This is a genomic window from Kribbella sp. NPDC051936, assembly GCF_040680955.1.
GTDB lineage: Bacteria > Actinomycetota > Actinomycetes > Propionibacteriales > Kribbellaceae > Kribbella.
Map to the genome: position 1 here is coordinate 670,889 of NZ_JBFAXS010000004.1, position 21,238 is coordinate 692,126.

20 protein-coding genes and 1 riboswitch are annotated in these 21,238 nt (G+C 70.2%); of the genes, 10 read left to right on the top strand and 10 right to left on the bottom strand.

Going from position 1 to position 21,238, the window contains the following annotated elements:
• The first annotated feature begins 33 nt into the window (after positions 1-33).
• Complete coding sequence (gene solA / locus AB0L64_RS17155; protein WP_363711059.1) at positions 34-1,158, top strand: N-methyl-L-tryptophan oxidase; 1,125 nt, start codon at positions 34-36, stop codon at positions 1,156-1,158.
• Here the strand turns inward: solA and AB0L64_RS17160 are convergent.
• The 6 genes from AB0L64_RS17160 to AB0L64_RS17185 are packed head-to-tail and all read right to left on the bottom strand — an operon-like array spanning position 1,155 to position 6,642.
• The gene (locus AB0L64_RS17160) at positions 1,155-1,949 is read right to left on the bottom strand and encodes a sirohydrochlorin chelatase (RefSeq protein ID WP_355690774.1); all 795 of its coding nucleotides are present in this window, start codon (positions 1,947-1,949) and stop codon (positions 1,155-1,157) included. The genes solA and AB0L64_RS17160 overlap by 4 nt on opposite strands.
• Entirely contained in the window at positions 1,946-3,232 is a 1,287-nt protein-coding gene (locus tag AB0L64_RS17165) for a GTP-binding protein (RefSeq protein WP_363711060.1), read from the bottom strand. The genes AB0L64_RS17160 and AB0L64_RS17165 overlap by 4 nt, the downstream gene beginning before the upstream one ends.
• Positions 3,232-4,131 carry a sulfate adenylyltransferase subunit CysD gene (gene cysD, locus AB0L64_RS17170; protein WP_363711061.1) on the bottom strand — a complete coding sequence of 300 codons (900 nt, stop codon included), beginning with the start codon at positions 4,129-4,131 and terminating at the stop codon, positions 3,232-3,234. Before cysD ends, AB0L64_RS17165 begins: the two co-directional genes overlap by 1 nt.
• A complete protein-coding gene (locus AB0L64_RS17175; RefSeq protein WP_363711062.1) occupies positions 4,128-4,811 on the bottom strand; it encodes a phosphoadenylyl-sulfate reductase in 684 nt (227 codons plus the stop codon). Before AB0L64_RS17175 ends, cysD begins: the two co-directional genes overlap by 4 nt.
• Positions 4,808-4,957 (bottom strand): hypothetical protein, encoded by a 150-nt coding sequence (locus AB0L64_RS17180; protein WP_355690782.1) that lies wholly within the window; start codon positions 4,955-4,957, stop codon positions 4,808-4,810. The genes AB0L64_RS17175 and AB0L64_RS17180 overlap by 4 nt, the downstream gene beginning before the upstream one ends.
• Complete coding sequence (locus AB0L64_RS17185) at positions 4,954-6,642, bottom strand: nitrite/sulfite reductase (RefSeq protein WP_363711063.1); 1,689 nt, start codon at positions 6,640-6,642, stop codon at positions 4,954-4,956. Before AB0L64_RS17185 ends, AB0L64_RS17180 begins: the two co-directional genes overlap by 4 nt.
• Positions 6,643-7,053: 411 nt before the next feature.
• On the opposite strand from AB0L64_RS17185, the gene AB0L64_RS17190 reads away from it, so the two are divergent.
• Genes AB0L64_RS17190 through AB0L64_RS17205 form a run of 4 tightly spaced genes read left to right on the top strand, consistent with a single transcriptional unit; the run spans position 7,054 to position 10,598 of the window.
• Positions 7,054-7,623: a helix-turn-helix domain-containing protein gene (locus AB0L64_RS17190; protein ID WP_363711064.1), complete on the top strand. Its 570-nt coding sequence runs from the start codon at positions 7,054-7,056 to the stop codon at positions 7,621-7,623.
• Positions 7,620-8,807 carry an MFS transporter gene (locus tag AB0L64_RS17195; RefSeq protein ID WP_363711065.1) on the top strand — a complete coding sequence of 396 codons (1,188 nt, stop codon included), beginning with the start codon at positions 7,620-7,622 and terminating at the stop codon, positions 8,805-8,807. The genes AB0L64_RS17190 and AB0L64_RS17195 overlap by 4 nt, the downstream gene beginning before the upstream one ends.
• 10 nt (positions 8,808-8,817) lie before the next feature.
• Positions 8,818-9,420: a hypothetical protein gene (locus AB0L64_RS17200; protein ID WP_363711066.1), complete on the top strand. Its 603-nt coding sequence runs from the start codon at positions 8,818-8,820 to the stop codon at positions 9,418-9,420.
• Positions 9,417-10,598 carry an amidase gene (locus AB0L64_RS17205; protein WP_363711067.1) on the top strand — a complete coding sequence of 394 codons (1,182 nt, stop codon included), beginning with the start codon at positions 9,417-9,419 and terminating at the stop codon, positions 10,596-10,598. The genes AB0L64_RS17200 and AB0L64_RS17205 overlap by 4 nt, the downstream gene beginning before the upstream one ends.
• A gap of 3 nt (positions 10,599-10,601) precedes the next feature.
• On the opposite strand, the gene AB0L64_RS17210 is transcribed toward AB0L64_RS17205, so the two are convergent.
• On the bottom strand, positions 10,602-11,636 hold the full coding sequence (locus AB0L64_RS17210; protein ID WP_363711068.1) for a hypothetical protein: 1,035 nt from the start codon (positions 11,634-11,636) through the stop codon (positions 10,602-10,604).
• Complete coding sequence (locus tag AB0L64_RS17215; protein WP_363711069.1) at positions 11,633-12,103, bottom strand: MarR family transcriptional regulator; 471 nt, start codon at positions 12,101-12,103, stop codon at positions 11,633-11,635. Before AB0L64_RS17215 ends, AB0L64_RS17210 begins: the two co-directional genes overlap by 4 nt.
• A 63-nt stretch (positions 12,104-12,166) precedes the next feature.
• Here AB0L64_RS17215 and AB0L64_RS17220 point away from each other — a divergent pair, with 63 nt between their 5' ends.
• Complete coding sequence (locus tag AB0L64_RS17220) at positions 12,167-13,717, top strand: DHA2 family efflux MFS transporter permease subunit (protein WP_363711070.1); 1,551 nt, start codon at positions 12,167-12,169, stop codon at positions 13,715-13,717.
• A 50-nt stretch (positions 13,718-13,767) separates the two neighbouring features.
• Here AB0L64_RS17220 and AB0L64_RS17225 read toward each other — a convergent pair whose 3' ends face one another.
• Both AB0L64_RS17225 and AB0L64_RS17230 read right to left on the bottom strand, forming a co-directional pair.
• Positions 13,768-15,216: a glycine hydroxymethyltransferase gene (locus tag AB0L64_RS17225; RefSeq protein ID WP_363711071.1), complete on the bottom strand. Its 1,449-nt coding sequence runs from the start codon at positions 15,214-15,216 to the stop codon at positions 13,768-13,770.
• Between the two features lie 28 nt (positions 15,217-15,244).
• Positions 15,245-15,325, bottom strand: a riboswitch (ZMP/ZTP riboswitch).
• Positions 15,323-16,954, bottom strand: coding sequence for an acyl-CoA dehydrogenase family protein (locus tag AB0L64_RS17230; RefSeq protein WP_363711072.1), 1,632 nt, complete (start codon positions 16,952-16,954; stop codon positions 15,323-15,325). It overlaps the preceding riboswitch by 3 nt.
• Before the next feature lie 63 nt (positions 16,955-17,017).
• Between AB0L64_RS17230 and AB0L64_RS17235 the strand changes: the two genes are divergently transcribed.
• The 4 genes from AB0L64_RS17235 (at position 17,018) to AB0L64_RS17250 (ending at position 21,165) form a co-directional block, all read left to right on the top strand.
• Positions 17,018-18,175: a YihY/virulence factor BrkB family protein gene (locus AB0L64_RS17235; protein WP_363711073.1), complete on the top strand. Its 1,158-nt coding sequence runs from the start codon at positions 17,018-17,020 to the stop codon at positions 18,173-18,175.
• Between the two features lie 154 nt (positions 18,176-18,329).
• Positions 18,330-19,397: a ribosome small subunit-dependent GTPase A gene (gene rsgA, locus AB0L64_RS17240; protein WP_363711074.1), complete on the top strand. Its 1,068-nt coding sequence runs from the start codon at positions 18,330-18,332 to the stop codon at positions 19,395-19,397.
• A 16-nt stretch (positions 19,398-19,413) separates the two neighbouring features.
• Positions 19,414-20,157 carry an SDR family oxidoreductase gene (locus tag AB0L64_RS17245; RefSeq protein WP_363711075.1) on the top strand — a complete coding sequence of 248 codons (744 nt, stop codon included), beginning with the start codon at positions 19,414-19,416 and terminating at the stop codon, positions 20,155-20,157.
• A 177-nt stretch (positions 20,158-20,334) separates the two neighbouring features.
• Positions 20,335-21,165: a DMT family transporter gene (locus AB0L64_RS17250; protein ID WP_363711076.1), complete on the top strand. Its 831-nt coding sequence runs from the start codon at positions 20,335-20,337 to the stop codon at positions 21,163-21,165.
• Positions 21,166-21,238 lie beyond the last annotated feature (73 nt).

Genomic DNA, 21,238 nt, shown 5'->3' on the forward strand with positions numbered 1-21,238 from the left:
GTCCGACCGTCGTTCGGGTCATAGGGTGACCGCATGACGAGTCTGCGGGCGGCCGTGGTGGTCGTCGGGTTGGGTGCGTTCGGGTCGGCGGCGCTGTGGCGGCTGGCGGTGCGCGGGGTCGACGTGGTCGGGATCGAGCGGCAGGCGATCGGGCACGCGTTCGGCTCGTCGCACGGGACGACCCGGCTGTTCCGGGTGGCGTGTATGGAGCATCCCGGACTGACGGCGATCGCACGGACGTCGCTGGCGTTGTGGACCGAGCTGGGGGAGCGGACCGGGGAGACGTACGTCCGCCAGACCGGCTCGCTGAACGTCGGCGCTCCGGCAAGCCGCCCGGTGACCGGTGCCCGGCTGGCCGCGGGCGCGCGGACGACGGATCTCTCGCACGACGAGTTGGCCGAGCGCTTCCCGCAGTACGCACTCGCGGACGACGACGTCGCCGTCTGGGATCCGGACGCGGGGATCTGCTACGCGGAGCCGGCCGTACGAGCACACGTCGCGGAGGCTCAGCGGTTGGGGGCGACCGTCTATCCGCACACGATGGTGACGGCGATCGACGTCCGCGCGGACGGGGTGACGGTGCGGACGCCGACGAACAGCATCACCGCCGAGCAGGTCGTCGTCAGCACCGGCGCCTGGCTGAGCAAGCTCGTCCCGGGGCTGCCGCTGTCACCGCGCCGGACGCCGTTGTTCTGGTTCCAGCCGAAGGATCCGGCCTCGGACGCGTTCCAGCTGCGGAACTTCCCGTCGTTCATCTGGGAGTTCGCCGACGGCCGCGGACTGTGGGGGCACGGGTCCGACGAGGACTTTCTCGTGAAGGTCGGCCTCGACGGCGCGGAGCGCGACCGGGACGTCGACCCCGACGAGCTCGACCGCTACATCCACCCGCGCAAGGACATCGCCGAGCTGTCCGCCGCGATCGCGCAGCACTTCCCGGAGCTCGATCCCGAGCCGGTGAAGGTGATGCCGTGCATGGTCACGGACTCGCCCGACGGGCAGTTCCTGGCCGGGCGGTACGACGATCGCGTGGTGATCGCCGGCGGCGACAGCGGGCACGGCTTCAAGCACTGCGCCGGTCTCGGCGAGCTGCTGGCGCAGATCACGACGAAGGAGACGCCCTCCACTGACGTCTCCTTCGTCGACCCGCACCGGTTCTAGGCGGTCCGAACGAGCTCCGGGCGAGCGATGACCGGGCGCGGGGCCGGCTCGAGGGTGAGCAGGTCCAGGCCGGCCACGCCGTAGCGGAGCAGGACCAGCCGGGCCACCTCGGCGCTCACGCCCAGCGGCGCGGACACGGCGACCGCGCCGGCCCGGCGTGAGGTGGTTTCGGCCTGGTCCGGGAGCACCCCGGGCGCGAGGAACAGCGAGCCGACCGCCACGTGGCGGCGACCCTCCAGGCGCCATTGGAGCACCGCCTCGGCGGGAGACGGGGATGCGGCGGCGACGAACGCGGCGGTCACCGGCAGCTTGTGACGCTGGCCCCACAGCCGCGCGAGGCGGGTCACGCTCGCGTTCGCGTGCGAGTCGCTGGAACCGGCGCAGGCGAGCACCAGCGCGTCCAGCTCCCGCACGCGGCCGTCCTTCAGCTCCGCGCGCATCCGGCGGTCGAGGACGTCGAGCAGCGTGTCGTCGTACCCGAGCACGTCGGAGGCGATGATCCGCAGGTTCGGGAACCGGGTCCGGGCCTCGTCGACGACGGCCGGTACGTCGATCTTGGCGTGGTACGCCGACGACAGCAGCAGCGGGAGGACGACGACCTCCTCGACGCCTTCGGCGGCGAGCTTGCCGATCACCTGGTACGGCGTGGGCGGGCAGTGGTCGAGGAAGGAGGCTTCGATCCGCAGGTCGTCCCGCATCCCGCGCAGGCACGTGACGAGCGAGTGGACGGTGGCGGCCGAACGCGGGTCGCGGCTGCCGTGGGCGAGGATCACGAGCGCTGGAGCAGTCACAGCAGTTCCCCTTCTTCGTCGTCGATCATGCCGGCTGCGAGCGTCCACCCGTCGTGGGCGTCGATCAGCAGGAACGATCCGGTGATGGCGTTGCTGGAGTACGGATCGGCGGCCAGCGGTGCGGCGACCTTGAGCTGCACCTTGCCGATGTCGTTGAGGCCCAGCTCGGTGGCATCGATGACGCCGAGCGTGTCGAGGTCCAGCGCCCCGGTGATCTTGGTGACGATCGCCTGCGCGGTCGTCGTGGTGTGCTTGATCAGCACCCGGGCTCCGACCGTCAGCGGCCGGTCGGACAGCCAGCTGACGGTGGCGGCCAGTTCCCGGCGGGTGCCGGGGGAGGCCTCGGCCGCGACGATCACCGAGCCGCGGGCGACGTCGATGTCGTCGGCGAGCCGGACGGTGACCGCCTCGCCGGCAACCGCGGACGGCCGCTCGGCCACCGCGGTCGAGGTGGCAGTGACGACCGGGCGGTCGATACCGGCGATCGACGTACGGCGGCCCGCGGGCAGCACGATGACCGGGTCGCCGACTGTGACCGTGCCGGAGGCAACGGTGCCGGTGTAGCCGCGGTAGTCGCGGTACTCGTCGTCGGTCTGCGGCCGGATCACGTACTGCACCGGGAACCGCAGCGGCTGCGTCGAGGTGTCGGTGCGGCCGGTCGCGTTCTCCAGGAGCTCGAGCAGGGTCGGCCCGTCGTACCAGGCGGTCTCGGCAGAGCGTTCGACGACGTTGTCGCCGACGAGCGCGGACACCGGGATGGCTTGCAGGTCGGCGATACCGAGCTGGTCGGCGACCTCGCCGACGTCCTTGGCGATCTTGGTGAACACGGCCTCGTCGTAGCCGACCAGGTCGATCTTGTTGACCGCGAGGACGACGTGCGGCACCCGGAGCAGGCCGGCTACCGCGAGGTGCCGACGGGTCTGCTCGAGGACGCCGTGCCGGGCGTCGACCAGGATGATGACGACGTCCGCGGTGGAGGCGCCGGTCACGGTGTTGCGGGTGTACTGCACGTGCCCGGGGCAGTCGGCCAGGATGAACGACCGCTTGTCGGTGGCGAAGTACCGGTAGGCGACGTCGATCGTGATGCCCTGCTCCCGCTCGGCCCGCAGGCCGTCGGTGAGCAGCGCGAAGTCGAAGTCACCGCCGCGCGCCTCGGACACGGTCCGCACGTGCGCGATCTGGTCGGCGAGGATCGCCTTGCAGTCGTGCAGCAGCCGCCCGACCAGCGTCGACTTCCCGTCGTCGACCGAGCCCGCGGTCGCGAGCCGCAGCAGGGTGCTCATCAGAAGTACCCCTCTCGTTTACGGTCTTCCATCGCGGCCTCGCTGGCCCGGTCGTCGGCGCGGGTGGCGCCGCGTTCGGTGATCTCGCTGGCCGCGATCTCGATCACGACCTCGGCCGCACTGGTCGCGGTGGAGGCAACCGCACCGGTGCAGGACATGTCCCCGACGGTCCGGTACCGGACCACGCGGCTGCCGACGGTCTCGCCGTCGCGCGGCTGCGAGTAGGGGCCGACGGCAAGCAACATGCCGTCGCGCTCGAACACGTCCCGTTCGTGCGCGTAGTAGATGCTCGGCAGCGGGATCTGCTCACGCTCGATGTAGTGCCACACGTCCAGCTCGGTCCAGTTCGACAGCGGGAACACCCGGACGTGCTCGCCCGGGCGGTGCTTGCCGTTGTACAGCGACCACAGCTCCGGGCGCTGGTTGCGCGGGTCCCACTGCCCGAACTCGTCGCGGAGGCTGAAGATCCGCTCCTTCGCCCGCGCCCGCTCCTCGTCGCGGCGGCCGCCGCCGAACACGGCGTCGAACCGGTGTGCGTTGATGGCGTCCAGCAACGGAATCGTCTGCAGCTGGTTGCGGGTGCCGTCGGAACGCTCCCGCAACCGGCCGTCGGCGATGTAGTCCTCGACCTGCGCGACCTCGAGCCGCAGCCCGAGCTCCTCGACGACCGAGTCGCGGTAGGCCAGCACCTCGGGAAAGTTGTGGCCGGTGTCGACGTGCAGCAACGTGAACGGCACTCCGGCCGGCGCGAACGCCTTCCGCGCCAGGTGCAGCATCACGATCGAGTCCTTGCCGCCGGAGAACAGGATCACCGGCCGCTCGAACTCCGCCGCCACCTCGCGGAACACGAAGATCGATTCGCTCTCGAGAGCGTCCAGCTCAGTCACCGTGGTGGTCATGTGTGCAACCCGCATTCCACCTTGCCGGTGCCCGCCCAGCGGCCGCTGCGCGGGTCCTCACCGGGTGCGACGCGCTGCGTGCACGGCTCGCAGCCGATCGACGGGTAGCCGTCGTACTGCAGCAGGTTCACCAGTACGCCGTTGTCCTGGATGTAGCCGTCCAGGTCCTCCTGCGTCCACGGCGCGATCGGGTTGAGCTTCACCATGTCGCGCTTCTCGTCGTACTCCACCACCGGCGTGTTGGCCCGCGTCGGCGCCTCCTCGCGGCGGATGCCGGTGACCCAGGCCTTGTAGCCGGACAGGTACCGGTTCAGCGGCTCGACCTTGCGCAGCGCGCAGCACTTGTTCGGGTCGCGGTCGTGCAGCTTTTCGCCGTACTCCGCGTCCTGCTCAGCGACCGTCTGCCGCGGGGTCGCATTGATCAGGTGGATCGGCAGCGTGGCCGCGACCGCGTCCCGGGTCCCGATCGTCTCGGCGAAGTGGTAGCCGGTGTCCAGGAACAGTACGTCGACGCCCGGCGCCGCCTGCGCCGCCAGGTGCGGGAGCGCCCCGTCGGCCATCGAGGCGGTGACGACGAGCTCGTCGCCGAACGTCTCCCGTGCCCACGCGAGCACCTCGACCGCCGACGCGTCGGCGAGCCGTTCGTTCGCCTCCTCGGCGATCGTCTTCAAGTCACTCATTCCACCGTCACCCGCAACCCGATCATCTTCAGCTGGAACACCCGTGCACACGGCCGGCACTCCCACGTGCCATGGCCGTCCTCGGAGGGCCTGAGGTCCTCGTCTCCGCAGTACGGGCAGTAGAGCGGCGCCGCACGTTCACTCATGTCAGCGCCTCCTCGTCCGCTCGGGTGACCCACTGGGCGAAGCGCTCGCCCTCGTTGCGCTCCTTCAGGTAGTTCTGGGTGACACGCTCCACGTAGTCGGTGAGGTCGTCGGCGGTGACCTTGTGGCCGCGGAGCTTGCGGCCGAACCCGGCGTCCAGCCCGAGGCCGCCGCCGAGGTGCACCTGGTAGCCGGGCACCTGGTGGCCGTCGGCGTCGAGGACCAGCTGGCCCTTCAGGCCGATGTCCGCGACCTGGATCCGGGCGCAGGAGTTCGGGCAGCCGTTGACGTTCACCGTGATCGGTACGTCGAGCTCGGGGATCCGCTCCTCGAGCTCGTTGATCAGCTGCGCGGCCTTCGCCTTGGTCTCGACGATCGCCAGCTTGCAGAACTCGATACCGGTGCAGGCCATCGTGTTCCGCCGCCACGCCGACGGGTTCGCCTGGTACCCGAGCGCGTCCAGCTCCGCGACCAGCGAGTCGACCTGCGACTCCTCCACGTCCAGCACCAGCAGCTTCTGCTGCGCGGTCGTCCGGATCCGGTTCGACCCGTGCCGCGCGACGACGTCCGCGACCTGCGCGAGCGACGTACCGGAGACCCGGCCGACGACCGGCGCGACGCCGACGAAGTACTTGCCGTCCTTCTGCTGGTGTACGCCGACGTGGTCGCCCTGGACGGCCGGCACCTCGGGCGCCGGGCCGTCGATCAGCTTGCGCTTGAGGTACTTCTCCTCGAGCACCTCGCGGAACTTCTCCACGCCCCAGTCGGCGAGCAGGAACTTCAGCCGGGCGCGGTTGCGCAGCCGGCGGTAGCCGTAGTCGCGGAAGATGCTGGTGACGCCCCACCAGGCCTGCGCGACCTCGTCGCGCGGGATCCAGGTGCCGAGCCGCTGCGCGAGCATCGGGTTCGTCGACAGGCCGCCGCCGACCCACAGGTCGAAGCCCGGGCCGTACTCGGGGTGCACCACACCGACGAACGCGATGTCGTTCACCTCCGGGACGACGTCGTGCGACGGGTGCCCGGTCAGCGCGGTCTTGAACTTGCGCGGCAGGTTGGAGAACTCGGCTCTGCCGATGTACTTCTCGACGATCTCGTCGATGGCCGGCGTCGGGTCGATGATCTCGTCCGCCGCGATCCCCGCCACCGGACTGGCGATCACCACCCGCGGCACGTCACCGCAGGCCTCGGTCGTGTACAGGCCGACCGGCTCCAGCCGCTGCCAGATCGCCGGCACGTCCTCGATCGCGATCCAGTGCAGCTGGATGTTCTGCCGGTCGGTGATGTCCGCGGTGTCGCGCGCGTACGTCGTGGAGATCTCCGCGATCACCCGGAGCTGCTCGGCGGTCAGCTGGCCGCCCTCGACCCGGACCCGCATCATGAAGTAGCGGTCGTCCAGCTCCTCCGGCTCGAGCGTCGCGGTCTTGCCGCCGTCGATCCCGGGCTTGCGCTGTGTGTACAGACCCCACCAGCGGAACCGGCCGCGCAGGTCGGCGGGGTCGATCGAGTCGAAGCCGCGGTGCGCGTAGACGTTCTCGATCCGGGCCCGGACGTTCAGGCCGTCGTCGTTCTTCTTGTTCTCTTCGTTCTTGTTGAGCGGCTCGCGATATCCGAGTGCCCACTGGCCTTCGCCCTTGCCCTTGCGGGGGCGGGCCGGTTTCCGGGCAGCAGAGGTGACGCCGGCAGTCATCGGGGGCGTGTCCTTGTCCTCGTGACAGGTGCTCACCTGCGAGCGGCAGATCGAAGCGTCGTCGGTTCGATGCGTTCCGCGCGGTGCGCACCCAGCGGTGATCGGGGGTGATCAGGGGGCCGTCGTTGGCCCGGGCAGGGTGGCTGTCAGAACATCGAAGGACAACAGATGGCGCTGCGCATCCGCCCGAGGTCGACATGAATGCGACCTACGAGGTGGGTGGAGAGGGCAGCGAGCATGTCCACAAGCGTCAGCGTCAGAGCCTGACAAATCAACTCCCATTCCTACATCGTGAGATCCGATCTCACGATGTGGCTATGTCTACCAGGCTGCTGGAGATTGATTCTGCTACCGAACACAATCCACAAGAACTCTTGTGCAAGAGTTCTTGTGCGACGTACGCTGCTCGTCATGACGCCCGCCAACCGCCGGACCGTGACGCCGTCCGTGCTCGCCGCCATGCACCATCCGCTGCGCCGCCGGCTGCTCGACCTGCTGTCCGTCGACGGTCCCGCGACCGCCTCCGCGCTGGCCGCCGCGACCGGAGAACTTGTCGGCAACATCAGCCATCACCTGAAGGTTCTCGCGTCCGCGGGCGTGATCGCCGAAGCCCCGGAGCTGGCCCGGAACCGCCGCGAACGCTGGTGGAAGCCCGGCGACACCTCGGAGTACTCGTGGTCGATCGCCGACGCGCAGGGGGACCCGGCCGGCGAGCTCGTCGCGGCCACCGCCGAGGACGCGAACCTCGCCCATCACGTCGGCAAGGTGCGGCAGTGGTTCGACATCCGGCACGAGTTCGGCGAGCCCTGGGTGCGGGCGGCGTACGCGACCGAGAGATGGCTCACATTGACGCCCGACCAGCTCGTCGAGCTGAGCGAGCGGGTCGAGGACCTGGTCCGGGAGTACCACGACAACCCCGCCGAGGGCGACGACGCACACCGCGTCTTCTTCTTCGCCCACGCCGTCCCTGCCCGCCCGTGACCACCGAGGTCTTCCCGCCGCTCCGGAGAGACCGTCGGGTGCACGGATGGATCGCGTCGGCCGCGGTCTCGCAGGCCGGGGACATGGCGTGGTACGTCGGACTCGCGTGGAGCGCCGCCCAGATCACGACCCCGGCGGGCGCCGGACTGGTGATGGGCGTCGGCGCCCTGCCGAAGGCGCTCATCCTGCTGTACGGCGGCGCGCTGGCCGACCGCTTCGACGGCCGCCGGACGATGATCCTGGCCAACCTCGCGCGGATCGTCGTACTGACCCTCGCCGCGACGGCCGTGGCGATCTGGGGTCTGTCCCTGGCGCTGCTGCTGACGGTCGCCGTCGTCTTCGGCGCCGTCGACGCGCTCTACACACCGGCCTCCGGGACGCTACCGCGGCGGATGGTCCGCTCGGAGGACCTGGTGAAGCTGTCGGCCGGCTCGCAACTGGCGCAGCGGCTAGCGATCTTCGCTGGCGCTCCGCTCGGCGGCCTGCTGGTCGCGCACGGCGGGCTGATCACGGTGATGATCGCCGACGCGGCATCGTTCGTGGTGATCGCGCTGGCGCTCGCCTTCCTGGTGAAGCCCCGGCTCCCACAGCCGGTGTCGGCGGGGCGGTCGATCCGCGCGGACCTGCGCGACGGCTTCGGCTACCTGAAGCGGGACGTCCGGGCGCGGACGCTGGTGATCGCGTTCTCCGGGCTGAATCTGTGCGTCGGCCCGATCCTCGCCGTCGGTCTGGTGCAACGCACGCACTCCGCGGGCTGGGGCTCGGCCTGGTACGGCTGGTTCGAGGCGTGTTCCGGGGTCGCCGCCGCGGTTGGTGCGCTGGTGGCGATGCGGTGGAAGCCGGCCGACCTGGCGCGATCCGGTCTGCTCGCACTCGTCGTCCAGGCGGCCGGTTGCGCGATGATCGGACTGATGCCGAAGCTCGGTGTCTTCGTCGCGATGGCGATGATCGGCTGCACGGCCGGGATCGCCTCGGCGCAGTTGTCGGCGGCGTTCCAGCAGTCGGTCGCCCCGGCGTACCTCGGTCGCAGTTTCAGCATCGTGAACCTGTCCGACGAGGCGCTGATGCCCGTCGCGATGACCGGCTTCGGCGCCTTGATCAGCCTCTCGAGCATTCCCGTCGCCTGCGTGCTCGTCGCATCGTTGTTCGCGGCCCTGGTCCTGTGGGCGGCGGCTCGGGTCTAAACTCGCGCAGGTGTCCGGCTGGGAGAGCGTCCGCGAATTCACCGTCGGTACGGTCGAGCTGCCGGCTACGCCGAAGCGCAGGAAGATCGGCTGGGGGCCGAAGGCGATCCGGGTGCCGCAGGGCGGGAAGCACGACCGGGTGCTCGCGGCGTGCGCGTACGCCGGGCCGGACCACTCGCTCTACCTCGACGCCGAACTGACCCAGCTGCTGTGCGTCGCCGTAGCAGCGGGTCCCGATTCCTGGACCGTGCGCGGTGCCGACGGTTCATCTCTCGGCTCGATCACCCGCATCCCGTCGACGCGGCCGTTGCTGCGCCCGAACTGGCGTATCGACCAGCCCGGCCGTCCGGAGATCATCGGACGCACCGAGTGGCTGAGCGGCGACGCCAAACAACTTGCCGAGAAGGCTGCGGGCCGGATCTTCACCGGGGTCCTCGACGCCCTCACCAGCTTCGGCGCCGAGGGCGGCGACCAGCCCACCAAGGAACGCGTCCTCGAATGGCGAGCCGGCGACGACGTCGTCATGTTGTCCGAAGCAACCAAGTCGATCACGATCAAAGCTCCGTGGCTGGATCGCCGGCTCCCCTTCGCCTACGCCCTCGTCGCCGGATGACGGCCCGTGAGACTGCGGCGTCGGTGCGGTCGGGCAATGTGACCGCGCTGGAGGTTGTCGAGGCCGCTCTCGACGCCGCTCGGCGGCTGGATCCGCTGCTGCACTTCGTCGAGGAGCTCGACGCGGAGGGGGCGCGGCGGGCGGCGAAGCGGTTGGATCCGGCCGGCCCGCTGGCGGGGGTGCCGTTCCTGATCAAGGCGCGGACGCCGCCCGATTCGCCGATCCTGGAGCGCCTGGTCACGGCCGGTGCGATCCCGATCGGGTGGGCGACGCGGGCACGGCCGGGTGCCGTCTCGCTGACGTTCGGGTGGAACGGGCGGGAATACACCCGGAATCCATGGGATCCCGAGCGCTCGCCCGGCGGTTCGACCGCAGGGGGAGCGGCCGCGGTGGCGGCAGGCGTCGTACCGCTTGCGACCGGTGGTGACAGCGGCGGATCGTTGCGGATCCCGGCGGCGTTCTGCGGAATCGTCGGGTTCAAGGGCACGTACGGTCGCGTGCCGCGGCCGGGTGGGCGCGGGCTCGGCGGGCTGACCACGGCCGGCGTGATCGGCGCGGACCTCGACGACGTCGTCCTCGCGACGAGCATCGCCAGCGGGCCGCACCGCCTCGACCCGTCGGCCCTGCCGCACTGGCCGGTACCGACCGAGCCCACCCGGCGGTGGCGGGTTGCGTATTTCTCGACGCTGGGCGCCTGTCCCGCAGAGGAAGGCGTCGATCGCGTACTGCGTGAACGCCTGGCGGCGACTGACGTCCAGGTGGTCGACGTGCCGTTGAAGCTCGCACCCACGGACGAGGCGTGGCCGGTCCTGTCGGCGCTCGACAACGGACGGGGCGCGGAGGCCGCCGCAGCCGACCGGGCCTGCGAGATCCGGGACCACAACAACACCGCGCTCGCCGACCTCTTCGCGGTGGTCGACGTACTGGTCACGCCGACGACGCTGACCGTTGCCCACGGCTACGACCGGCACGAGCAGAGCATCGTCACCGGCGATCCGTGCTGGGTCTTCAACGTGACCGGTCATCCCGCGGTGAGCATCCCGGCCGGTCTGTCGAACGGTCTCCCGGTCGGGATGCAGGTCGTCGCCCCGCACGGCGCCGACGCCGTCGCTCTCGCCGCGGCCCGTCAGCTGCAGGCAGACCTCTCAGCACCCCCGATCAGCACAACCTGCAAGTAGGGCTCAACGAACGGGGCCGTCCGGCCGGCGTGGACGATCCGCGCGGGCGCCGTACGACGTCGTACCGCCGGCTTCCGGCACGCCGGTCGAGGGTCGTGGCGCTGCGGTCAAGGGTGGAAGCGCGCGCTCCACGGTGTTGGCGACCTCGATCGCGGACGCACGGTGCCGGTCCGGCGTGGTTTCGCCGCGAGCAGTCGGCGAGCGCAGCGCTTCGGGCTTCGTGAAGTCGGCGACGGCTGCGACCACCTCGGGAGTGTAGACGTCCGCATACGTCGTGGGCGCCGCAGCGGGCTCGGCCGGGGGTCGGACGACCTCCTTCAGCTCGGTCCGGAAGAACTTGACCAGCTCCTTCGCGCGGAGGAACCGGCTGCGGCGAAGGACTGCCTGCTCGCCGGCGAGCGAGGCGGTCTGCCGCCAATTCACGTCGAACACGACCCGCCCGCGCTGGAACCCCACGTTCGTCTCACCGCCGGCATACCCGCGCGCGTTGCCGTGCGTGAAGAACGAGCTGTAGAAGGCTCCCTCGTCCTCGTACTTCAGCACGTTCCACGCCCGGAACGGATCCGTCGGCAGGTCGCCCCGCACCCAGGCCTCGTCCATCAGCGCGTGCGACGTCGCGTTCAGCGGCCGATGCCCGACGTACCGGTACTGCGGTCGCTCGCCGCGCCGGCGCCGCTCGTACTCGGCGATGATCTGCGGCCACTCGTCCGCGGACACCGCCCGCGCCAGCCGGGAGGCGAACGACGTCCGCGCGCGCAACTCGGCCCGCGACGTGACGGGATGATCGGTGCGCCCGGTCATCGTCTCGAGCTTGTCCATCGCGAAGGTGCCGCCGTGCGGAGCCACCCGCTCCCAGCGCGTCACCCGCAGCGACGGACGGTTCCGCCCGCCGGTCACCGCGTTGAGCGCGCGCAGCGCACCGATCGCGGCACGGTACAGCGGGACCCGGCGGCGCATGATGCGGAACTCCCACGCGGTGCGGTAGTCGCTGTCCAGCCACGCCGTACCGACGAGCCGCTTCGCCTCGCGGCGGTTCACCGTGGGTGTTCCGAGCGCCAGTTCTTGATCATCTGGTCCATGTCGGCGTGGATGAAGGCGAAGAAGTCGGCCGCTTCGGTGAGGCGCCGGCCGACGGGGGAGCCCTCGCCGAACAGCGACGCGCCGGAGCGGCTGGTCGACTCCCATTCGCTCAGGGCCAGGTTGCGGCGCTCGAGGATCGCCGCGAAGACGTCCTCGCGGATCCGGTAGTGGTCCTTGCGCGAGCCCGGCAGCCGCTCGCGGGAGATGAAGGAGACCTGCAGCAGTTGCCGGACGGCGCCGGACACGGCGGGCTGGCTGATCTTCAGCGACTCGGCGAGCTCGGCCGCCGTCATCGTGCCGGTCGGGCTGACCAGCATCGCGCCCATCACCCGCGCCGACATCGTCGGGACGCCGCTGTTCGCCAGCACGCCCGCGAAGCGCTCGACGAACTGGCTGACTGCCTCCCGGCTCGGTTCCTCCGCCATGGTTGAAGCTTACAGTAATCTGATCTATCGTAACTATCACAAACTTCTGATATTTTGAATTTCATGACCTCGACCATCGGCACTTCCTCGCCGGCGCTCACCGGCGCGCGGCGCTTCGGTGTCCTCATCGCCCTGTGTCTCGCCGTTCTCGTTCTCGGCCTGGACACCACCGTGCTCAACGTCGCCCTCCCGACGCTCTCCCAGGACCTGGACGCGTCCACGAGCCAGCTGCAATGGATGGCGAACAGCTACAACCTGGTGCTCGCCGCGCTACTGCTGCCGGCCGGGCTGCTCGGCGACCGGTACGGCCGGCGCCGGATCATCGCGATCGCGCTGTCCCTGTTCGGGCTGGCGTCCGTCGCCTGCGCGCTGTCGGACTCGGCCGGTCAGCTGATCGCCGCCCGGGCGTTCCTCGGGGTCGGCGCGGCGATGATCGTCCCGGTCGCGCTGTCGCTGATCACCGTGCTGTTCCGCACCGCGGAGGAGCGGAAGAAGGCGATCGGGTTCTTCGTCGTTGCCAACAGCATCGGTATGCCGCTCGGCCCGATTGTCGGCGGCTTGCTGCTCGACCACGCCGGCTGGCAGTGGATCTTCGTGATCAACGTGCCGATCGCGTTCCTCGCCGCGCTCGCCGTCACGTTGCTCGTCCCGGAGAGCCGCAGCTCGAACCGCCCGGCCATCGACTGGCCCGGCATCGTCTTGTCCAGCGCGGGTCTGGCGGCTTTGGTGTACGGCGTGACGAAGGCCGGCGAGACGTCCTGGGGTGACGGTGTCACGATCGTGTACCTCGCGCTGGCCGTCGTCCTGATCGGCGCGTTCCTGCTCTGGCAGCGGCGGGCCGCCGGTCCGCTGATCGAGCTGCGGTTGTTCAGCGAGAAGGTGTTCACCGGCGGCGCCGTGCTGCTGACCGTCTCGGTGTTCGCGATCTTCGGGCTGCTGTTCACGATGCCGCAGTACTTCCAGGGCATCAACGGGTCCGACGCGCTGCACACCGGGCTGAAGCTGCTGCCGTTCATCGGCGGTATGACGGTCGGCGCGAAGCTGGCCGAACCGGTCGAGGCCCGCGTCGGCACCCGGCTGGTCGTGATGACCGGTTTCGCGGTGATGGCGGCCGGGTTCGTGCTCGGCGCGTTCACCGACCTCGGCACCGGGTACGGCCACACCGCGACCTGGTTCGCCGTGGTCGGCTTCGGCCTCGGGTGCTCGATGCCGCAGGCAATGAACGCGGCGCTCGGCGTCCTCGACCCGGAGCGGGCCGGTACCGGATCGGGCCTGCTGCAGGCGTTCCGCCAGGTCGGCGGCACGGTCGGGGTCGCCGTCCTCGGCACCGTCTTGAACTCGGTCTACCGCCGCGACGTCGACACCGCAGGTCTGCCGGCGCAGGCAGCGGACGCGGTCGAGAAGAGCCTCGGCGGCGGACTCGCGGTGGCCGCGAAGACGGGGTCGGCCGACCTCGCGAACAGCGTGCGCGACGCCTTCCTCACCAGCCTGAACACCACGATGTGGGTGTCCGCCGGCATCGCTGTCGCCGGCGCGGTCCTCGCGGCCGTACTGATGCCGAAGCGCGCCGCGAAACCCTCGCCGGACGTGCTGACGGGTGTGCAGGACTCCTGATCACACGACACAGCGCCCGCTCCACGGGGGAGCGGGCGCTGATTCGCATGTCAGTTGAGGACGAGGCCCGGGTACAGCGGGAACTTGTCGAGCATCTCGGCCGAGGCGGCTTTGGTCTTGTCGGCGACGCCGTCGGCCAGCACGTACTTCGCCTTGGATGGTGCGCCCGCGGAGGTGGTCGTCGGCGTGGTCGCGGAGAGCACGTCGACGATCAGCTCGGCGACCCGGTCGAACTCGTCGGCGCCGAAGCCGCGCGTGGTGAGCGCCGGCGTACCGATCCGGACGCCGGAGGTGTACCAGGCGCCGTTCGGGTCGCGCGGGACGGCGTTGCGGTTGGTGACGATGCCCGCGTCGAGCAGCGCCGACTCGGCCTGCCGGCCGGTGATGCCGTACGACGAGACGTCCAGCAGGACCAGGTGGTTCTCGGTGCCGTCCGTCACCAGCTTGACGCCGCGCTTCATCAGGCCGTCGGCAAGCGTGACCGCGTTGTCGGCGACCGCCTGCGCGTACTCCTGGAACGAGGGCTGCCGCGCCTCGGCGAGCGCGACGGCCTTCGCGGCCATCGTCTGGCTGAGCGGGCCGCCCAGGACCATCGGGCAGCCGCGGTCGACGGACTCGGCGTACTCCGGCTGGCACAGGACCATGCCGCCGCGCGGGCCGCGCAGCGACTTGTGCGTCGTGGTCGTCGTGACGTGCGCGTGCGGGACCGGGTCGAAGTCGCCGGTGAAGACCTTGCCCGCGACCAGGCCGGCGAAGTGCGCCATGTCGACCATCAGGGTCGCGCCGACCTCGTCGGCGATCTCGCGCATCTTCGCGAAGTTCACCTTGCGCGGGTACGCCGAGTAGCCGGCGATCAGGATCAGCGGCTTGAACTCGCGGGCCTTGCGCGCGACGTCGTCGTAGTCGAGCAGCCCGGTCGCCGGGTCGGTGCCGTAGGAGTGCTGGTTGAACATCTTGCCGGAGATGTTCGGCCGGAAACCGTGCGTCAGGTGACCGCCGGCGTCCAGCGACATACCGAGCATCTTCTGGTCGCCGAGCGCCTTGCGGAGCTTGGTCCAGTCCTGTTCGGTCAGGTCGTTGACGTGCTTCGCGCCCGCCTCGGCCAGCGCCGGGGACTCGATCCGCTGGGCCAGGATCGCCCAGAACGCGACCAGGTTCGCGTCGATGCCCGAGTGCGGCTGGACGTAGGCGTGCGGCGCGCCGAACAGGGCCCGCGCGTGGTCGGCCGCGGTCTGCTCGACGGTGTCGACGTTCTGGCAGCCGGCGTAGAAGCGGTGCCCGATGGTGCCCTCGGCGTATTTGTCCGACAGCCAGTTGCCCATCGTGAGCAAGGTGGCGGGGGAGGCGTAGTTCTCGCTCGCGATCAGCTTCAGCGAGGATCGCTGGTCGGCCAGCTCGGCCTTGATCGCGCCGGCGATGGTGGGCTCCACCGCGGCGATCACCTGCAGCGCGTTGTTGTACGCGGCCGACGCGGCGGCGGCGTCGAAGGGTTGAGTCATCGTTGTCTCTCCTGCGGTTGCAGTGGGTCGCCGGCACCCAGGCGCACGGTGCCCGCGTTCTTCGCTCCCCGGTGGTTCTCCACCTAGCGCGCCAGTCGCGACTCGCTCACCCTATCGCGCGCTCGACGATCTGCTGGAACGGCGTCGTCCTCGGCAGCGTGCCGAACACCCCGCCCCAGTCCTTGGCCAGCCGGGACGCCACGAATGCGTCCGCAACCGCGGGCGTCGAGTGCCTGATCAGCAAGGAAGCTTGCAGGCACAGGGCCATCAGCGCGGCCAGCCTCCGCGCGCCGGCTTCGGCGTTCTCGATGTCAGCAAGCGCTTGCAGTACGTCGTTCACCGCCGCGTCGAGCCGCTGATCCGCACCCTGCACAGCGGCCATCTCGGTCAGCCACGCGTCGAGCGACTCGGGCCTGCGCAGCGCCCGCAGGACGTCGAGGGCGTTCACGTTCCCCGACCCCTCCCAGATCGAATTCAGCGGCGACTCGCGGTAGAGCAGCGGCAGCCCGGACTCCTCGACGTACCCGTTCCCGCCGAGGCATTCCAGCGCCTCGGCCACCATGAACGGCGTCCGCTTGCACACCCAGAACTTCGCTAGCGGCAGCGCGATCCGCCGGAACGCCGCCTGCTGCGGGTCGCCCGCGGTCGCGGCGTCCACAGCGGCTGCCAGGCGCATCCCCAGGGCCGTCGCCGCCTCGGACTCGATCGCGAGATCCGCCAGCACGTTCTGCATGGCCGGCTTGTCCGCCAGCAACCCACCGAACGCGCTTCGGTGCCGCGTATGCCAAACAGCCTCGACCAGCGCCCGCCGCTGCAGGGCCGCGGAGCCGAGCACACAGTCCAGCCGGGTCGCCGCGACCATCTCGATGATCGTCCGCACCCCGGCGCCCTCGTCACCCAGCCGGTACCCGATCGTGCCGTGGAACTCGACCTCCGACGACGCGTTCGACCGGTTCCCGAGCTTGTCCTTGAGCCGCTGCAGCGCGAACGGGTTCCGGTTGCCGTCGGCAAGAACCCGCGGTACGACGAAGCAGCTCAGTCCGTCCGGCGCCTGCGCCAGGACCAGGAAGAGGTCCACCTGCGGCGCGGAGCAGAACCACTTGTGCCCGTTCAGCTGGTACACGTCCCCGGCGGGGGTCGCGGTGGTGAGGTTCGCCCGGACGTCGGAGCCCCCCTGCTTCTCGGTCATCCCCATCCCGGCGAGTACGCCGTGCTTCGCCGCGACCGGCAACCGCCGTACGTCGTACCGGGTCGACGCCAGCTGCGGGACCCACTCCTTGGCGAGCTGCTCGTCCGCCCTGAGCGCCGGCACCGCGGCGTACGTCATCGAGATCGGGCAGCCGTGCCCGGGCTCGACCTGCGACCACAGGTAGAACCCGGCGGCGCGGGTCAGGTGCGGCGCCGGGTTGTCGCTCGGCTGTGTCGTCCAGGGCGCGGCCTGGAGCCCGAAACCGACGGCCTGCTCCATCAGCCAGTGCCACGACGGGTGGAACTCGACCTCGTCGATCCGGTTCCCGTAGCGGTCGTGGGTGCGCAGGACCGGCGGGTTCTGGTTCGCGGGGAGGGCGTGCGCACGGGCCTCCTCGGAGCCCGCGAGCTCGCCGATCCGGCCGAGGCCGCGATCCGCCGTCAGGTCGGCGTACGGACGCAGAGCGTCACCGAGGGGCCGGTCCTGGGTGAAGAAGTTCACGCCCCGCAGTGGGGGAGCCTGATTCGTTACCGCGAATGGGTCCGCCATGTCAGTACGGTAAGCGGTATGGCACGTTCTGGGGCAGGACCCACTGGTGGGAGCTCCCTCTCATTGGCATGGGTTCGCAAGGTCCCCGCGACGACCTGGAAGCTGCTCACCCAGACGGTCGGCGTCTGTCTGCGCTACCGGGTCACCGGACTCGCGGCCGAGGGGGCGTTCTTCGCGATCCTCTCGCTGCCGCCGCTGATCTTCGGGCTGGCCGGCTCGCTCGGTTACATCGCGAGCAAGTGGTTCGAGGTCGAGACGATCAACGACATCAAGCAGCAGATCGTCGACCTGGCCGCCCGGGCGCTGACCGACGACTCGATCAAGAACGTCATCGCGCCGACCCTCGACCAGGTGCTGAACGGCGGCCGGCCGGACGTCATCTCGATCGGTTTCGTGCTGGCCCTGTGGTCCGGCAGCCGCGCGCTGAACGTGTTCGTCGACACCATCACGATCATGTACGGGATGGGCGGCAAGCGGGGCATCGTCCGGACCCGCGCGCTGTCGTTCTCGCTGTACTGCGCGGCCCTCGTCATCGGGGTCATCGTCCTGCCGCTGGTGCTGGCCGGACCGAACGCGGTCGACGCGCTGCTGCCGCACCGGCTGGACTTCCTGAACCAGCTGTACTGGCCGGTGGTCACGATCCTGTCCGCGGGCTTCCTGAACACTCTGTACCACCTGTCCGTCCCGATCCGGACGCCGTGGGTCTCCGACCTGCCCGGCTCGTTCCTGGCGCTGTCGATCTGGATCCTGGGCAGCTTCGTGCTTCGGTGGATCCTGCAGAGCACGGTCGGCGGTACGTCGATCTACGGGCCGCTGGCCGCGCCCATCGCGGTCCTGATGTGGCTCTACATGACCGCGATCGCCGTACTCATCGGCGCCGCGCTGAACGCGGTCGTGGACCGGCTGTGGCCGCACAAGGCGCAGGTCGCCGAGGTCACGAAGGCCGCGACGGTCGAGGAGGCCGGCGACGAGGTCGAGCCGGTGATGAAGGCGGAGTCGGAGCCGCACCACGAGCACACGCTGACCCCGGTGGCTGAAGAGGAGCGGCCCGAGGCACAGCTCGGGCGGAAGGTCGAGAAGCTCGCCGAACGGCCACGCAACGCCGTGCCTCGACCGAAGCCTGAGCCTGAGCCTGAACCTCAAGGTGAGACCGAGGCCGCGCGCAAGCCGGCCTCGGTCGGAAAATCCGGTGCGCAGGGTGACACCGACGACCTAGGCTGACGGCATCGCGACACACGGTCCCCGGCTCGGGACCGCTGGAACCAGGAGGGAGGCAACCGCCATGAGCTTTCAACAGGCCCGTCGGGCCGTTGTCTCCTACACCGTCCGTCCGCTGACCTGATCCCGCGGCCGGACCCTCGGAAAGGTTCGCCGCATGTCAGCCACACTTCAGGCCCTGGGACTCGACAGTTCCACGGCCGAGTTTCTGCAGTCCGTCCCGGAGGACCTCGTTCCGGGACGCGTCGCCCGGGTCGACAAGGGCCTGGCGACGGTTTTCACCGAGGACGGTCCGGTCCGTGCCAGCTGGTCCGGGGCACTGCTCGCCGAGATGGCCTCCGACGCCCAGGCCGGCCCCTGCACAGGGGACTGGGGCGTCCTGCGGTTCTGGCCGGACGACCGGATCACGCTCGAGTCGGTGCTGCCGCGCCGGACCACGATCGTGCGCGCCGAGGTCGGCGGCTCGTCGCGCGGGCAGGTGCTCGCCGCCAACGTCGACGTGATCGCCATCGTCGTCGGTCTGGTCCCGGAGCCGAACATCGTCCGCATCGAGCGGTTCCTGGCGCTGGCCTGGGAGAGCGGGGCGCGACCGGTCGTCGTCCTGACGAAATCCGATCTCGTCGGGGACGCCGAGTCGCTGGCCGAGGACGTGGCGCTGGCCGCGCCGGGTGCCGACGTACTGGTGTGCAGCGCGACCACGGGTGCGGGCATGGACGACGTACGGGCGCTGCTCGACGGGAACGCCACGCTGGCGCTGCTCGGCTCGAGTGGTGCCGGCAAGTCGTCGCTGGTCAATGCTCTCGCCGGTGTGGAGCTTCTGGACGTGCAGGAGATCCGCGAGGACGGCAAGGGCCGCCATACGTCGGTACGGCGCGAGCTGATCGTGCTGCCCGCGGGCGGGGTCGTCATTGACACACCGGGGCTGCGGGGGATCGGTCTGCAGGAGAGCGGCGAAGGACTGGCCGCGGCGTTCCCCGACATCACGTCGCTGGCGGAGCAGTGCAAGTTCAAGGACTGCTCACATGTGATGGAGCCCGGGTGCGCGGTGCAGGCGGCGCTGGAGGACGGGTCGTTGCCGTACCGGCGCTACGACAGCTGGGTGAAGCTGCAGCGCGAAGCGGCGTACATGGCTCGTCGGGCCGACGCGCGGCTGCGGGCGCAGGCGAAGAAGGACTGGGTGCGGGCCAGCAAGTCGTACCGGCGGGACATCAAGCCTCGCGGTTGATGAAAGGATCGGTCCCATGAACCGATCTGTGCTGGTGACGGGGGCTTCACGGGGGATCGGCGCGGCGGCGGCGCGAGCGTTCGCTGCCGCGGGTGATCGCGTAGCCGTTCACTACAGCTCCTCGCCGGACGCTGCGGCCCAGGTCCTGAAGGAGCTTCCCGGGACCGGACACGTCATGGTCCAGGCCGACCTCGCCGACGCGGAGGCGATCCGGACCGCGGTCGACGACGCGGCGCGCACGCTCGGCGGGATCGACGTCCTGGTGAACAACGCCGGCGTGTACCACCCGCACCGGATCCGCGAGTCGACGTACGCCGAGTGGCAGCAGGCATGGACGGACACGCTCGCCGTGAATCTCGTTGGCCCGTCCAACGTCACCTGGTGCGCGGTCCGGCACATGCCGCGCGGCGGCCGGATCGTGAACGTGTCGTCGCGCGGCGCGTTCCGCGGCGAGCCGAACCAGCCGGCGTACGGCGCCTCGAAGGCGGCGATCGTCTCGTTCACGCAGTCGCTGGCGCGGGCGCTCGGGCCGGACGGGATCGCGGTCACCGCGATCGCGCCGGGCTGGACCGTGACGGACATGGCCGCGGTGAACCTGGCCGGCGACGGGTACGACCGGCGCCGGCTGGAGAGCCCGCTCGAACGCGTAGCCGATCCGTCGGAGGTCGCCGCCGCGATCATGTACCTGGCATCGCCCGAGGCCGAGTTCGCCACCGGGACCGTGCTGGACTTCAACGGGGGTTCGTACCTGCGGATGTAAATGCGTTCGCCCGACGGCGGGGGACTGGTTAAGGTCCTCCTCGTGCATCGCATCATCACTCCGCCGGCCGCCGCTTAGCGGACGGCTGATCTCGCGCCCAGGTCGTCGGCCTGGGCTTCTTCGGGCTGTTCGCAGACGCCTCGACCATTCGTTGCGAACAGCTTCCCGGAGTGTCCGATGCACCACCGTCTCTCGACGAGGCACGCCCTCGTCGCCGTCATCGCCGCCGCCGTCGCCTGGGGCACCGGCGGCCCGACCGGTGCCCTCCTCACCCAGCAGGGCCTCACACCACTCGCCGTCTCCTTCTGGCGCCTGGCATCCGCCGCCCTCTGGCTGATCCTTGCCCGCCTCCTCACCCGCCGTACCCATGTTCGTCCGTTGGTGGCGGCCGGCTCGGTGCGTCATGTGCTGAGCGGCTTGGGTTTGGCTGTTTGCCAGCTCGGCTACTTCACCGCGATCCCGCGAGTCGGCGTCGGTACGGCGACGGTGATCGCCTTGGGTGCCGCGCCGATCCTTGTCGCCGTCGCCGCCCGCGAACGACTGACACCGGCCCTCTTCGTGGCCGTCGCCGGTCTCGGCCTGCTGTCGGCAACCGCCGGGACGGCCAGTCTCACCGGCATAGCAGCAGCCATAGCCTCTGCCGCGGGCTACACACTGACAACACTCCTGAACCGCAACACCCCAGACCCCGTCACCGCTGCACTCCTGGGCTTCATCGTCGGCGCCGCCTTCCTCGCCCCCTTCGTCGCCCTCCCGGCCACACTCACCGGCTGGCTACTGATCGCGTACTTCGGCCTGATCCCGACGGCGTTCGCCTACACGCTCTTCTACACAGGCCTGAAGACCCTGAAAGCCTCGACAGCCGCCACCATCGCCCTGCTGGAACCGGTCGTCGCCGCAGCCATCGGCATCCTCGCCTTCGACGAACACCTCACCACCCCAGCCCTCGTGGGAGCTGCAATCCTCCTCGCAGCGATCGCCGCTCAGTCCCGCCGCCCCCGCAACTGAACCACCCGAGCTCCGGGGACAGGCGCCGCCGCCAACCGCGGCGGCGGCGCTTGCCCCGCGGATGAGTCGGCTG

What these genes read in the sequence shown, in the direction of transcription:
- solA (WP_363711059.1), top strand. Translation starts at nt 34, where the DNA reads ATGACGAGTCTGCGGGCGGCCGTGGTGGTCGTCGGGTTGGGTGCGTTC.
- AB0L64_RS17165 (WP_363711060.1), bottom strand. Translation starts at nt 3,232, where the DNA reads ATGAGCACCCTGCTGCGGCTCGCGACCGCGGGCTCGGTCGACGACGGG.
- cysD (WP_363711061.1), bottom strand. Translation starts at nt 4,131, where the DNA reads ATGACCACCACGGTGACTGAGCTGGACGCTCTCGAGAGCGAATCGATC.
- AB0L64_RS17175 (WP_363711062.1), bottom strand. Translation starts at nt 4,811, where the DNA reads ATGAGTGACTTGAAGACGATCGCCGAGGAGGCGAACGAACGGCTCGCC.
- AB0L64_RS17180 (WP_355690782.1), bottom strand. Translation starts at nt 4,957, where the DNA reads ATGAGTGAACGTGCGGCGCCGCTCTACTGCCCGTACTGCGGAGACGAG.
- AB0L64_RS17185 (WP_363711063.1), bottom strand. Translation starts at nt 6,642, where the DNA reads ATGACTGCCGGCGTCACCTCTGCTGCCCGGAAACCGGCCCGCCCCCGC.
- AB0L64_RS17190 (WP_363711064.1), top strand. Translation starts at nt 7,054, where the DNA reads ATGACGCCCGCCAACCGCCGGACCGTGACGCCGTCCGTGCTCGCCGCC.
- AB0L64_RS17205 (WP_363711067.1), top strand. Translation starts at nt 9,417, where the DNA reads ATGACGGCCCGTGAGACTGCGGCGTCGGTGCGGTCGGGCAATGTGACC.
- AB0L64_RS17215 (WP_363711069.1), bottom strand. Translation starts at nt 12,103, where the DNA reads ATGGCGGAGGAACCGAGCCGGGAGGCAGTCAGCCAGTTCGTCGAGCGC.
- AB0L64_RS17220 (WP_363711070.1), top strand. Translation starts at nt 12,167, where the DNA reads ATGACCTCGACCATCGGCACTTCCTCGCCGGCGCTCACCGGCGCGCGG.
- AB0L64_RS17225 (WP_363711071.1), bottom strand. Translation starts at nt 15,216, where the DNA reads ATGACTCAACCCTTCGACGCCGCCGCCGCGTCGGCCGCGTACAACAAC.
- AB0L64_RS17230 (WP_363711072.1), bottom strand. Translation starts at nt 16,954, where the DNA reads ATGGCGGACCCATTCGCGGTAACGAATCAGGCTCCCCCACTGCGGGGC.
- rsgA (WP_363711074.1), top strand. Translation starts at nt 18,330, where the DNA reads ATGTCAGCCACACTTCAGGCCCTGGGACTCGACAGTTCCACGGCCGAG.
- AB0L64_RS17245 (WP_363711075.1), top strand. Translation starts at nt 19,414, where the DNA reads ATGAACCGATCTGTGCTGGTGACGGGGGCTTCACGGGGGATCGGCGCG.
- AB0L64_RS17250 (WP_363711076.1), top strand. Translation starts at nt 20,335, where the DNA reads ATGCACCACCGTCTCTCGACGAGGCACGCCCTCGTCGCCGTCATCGCC.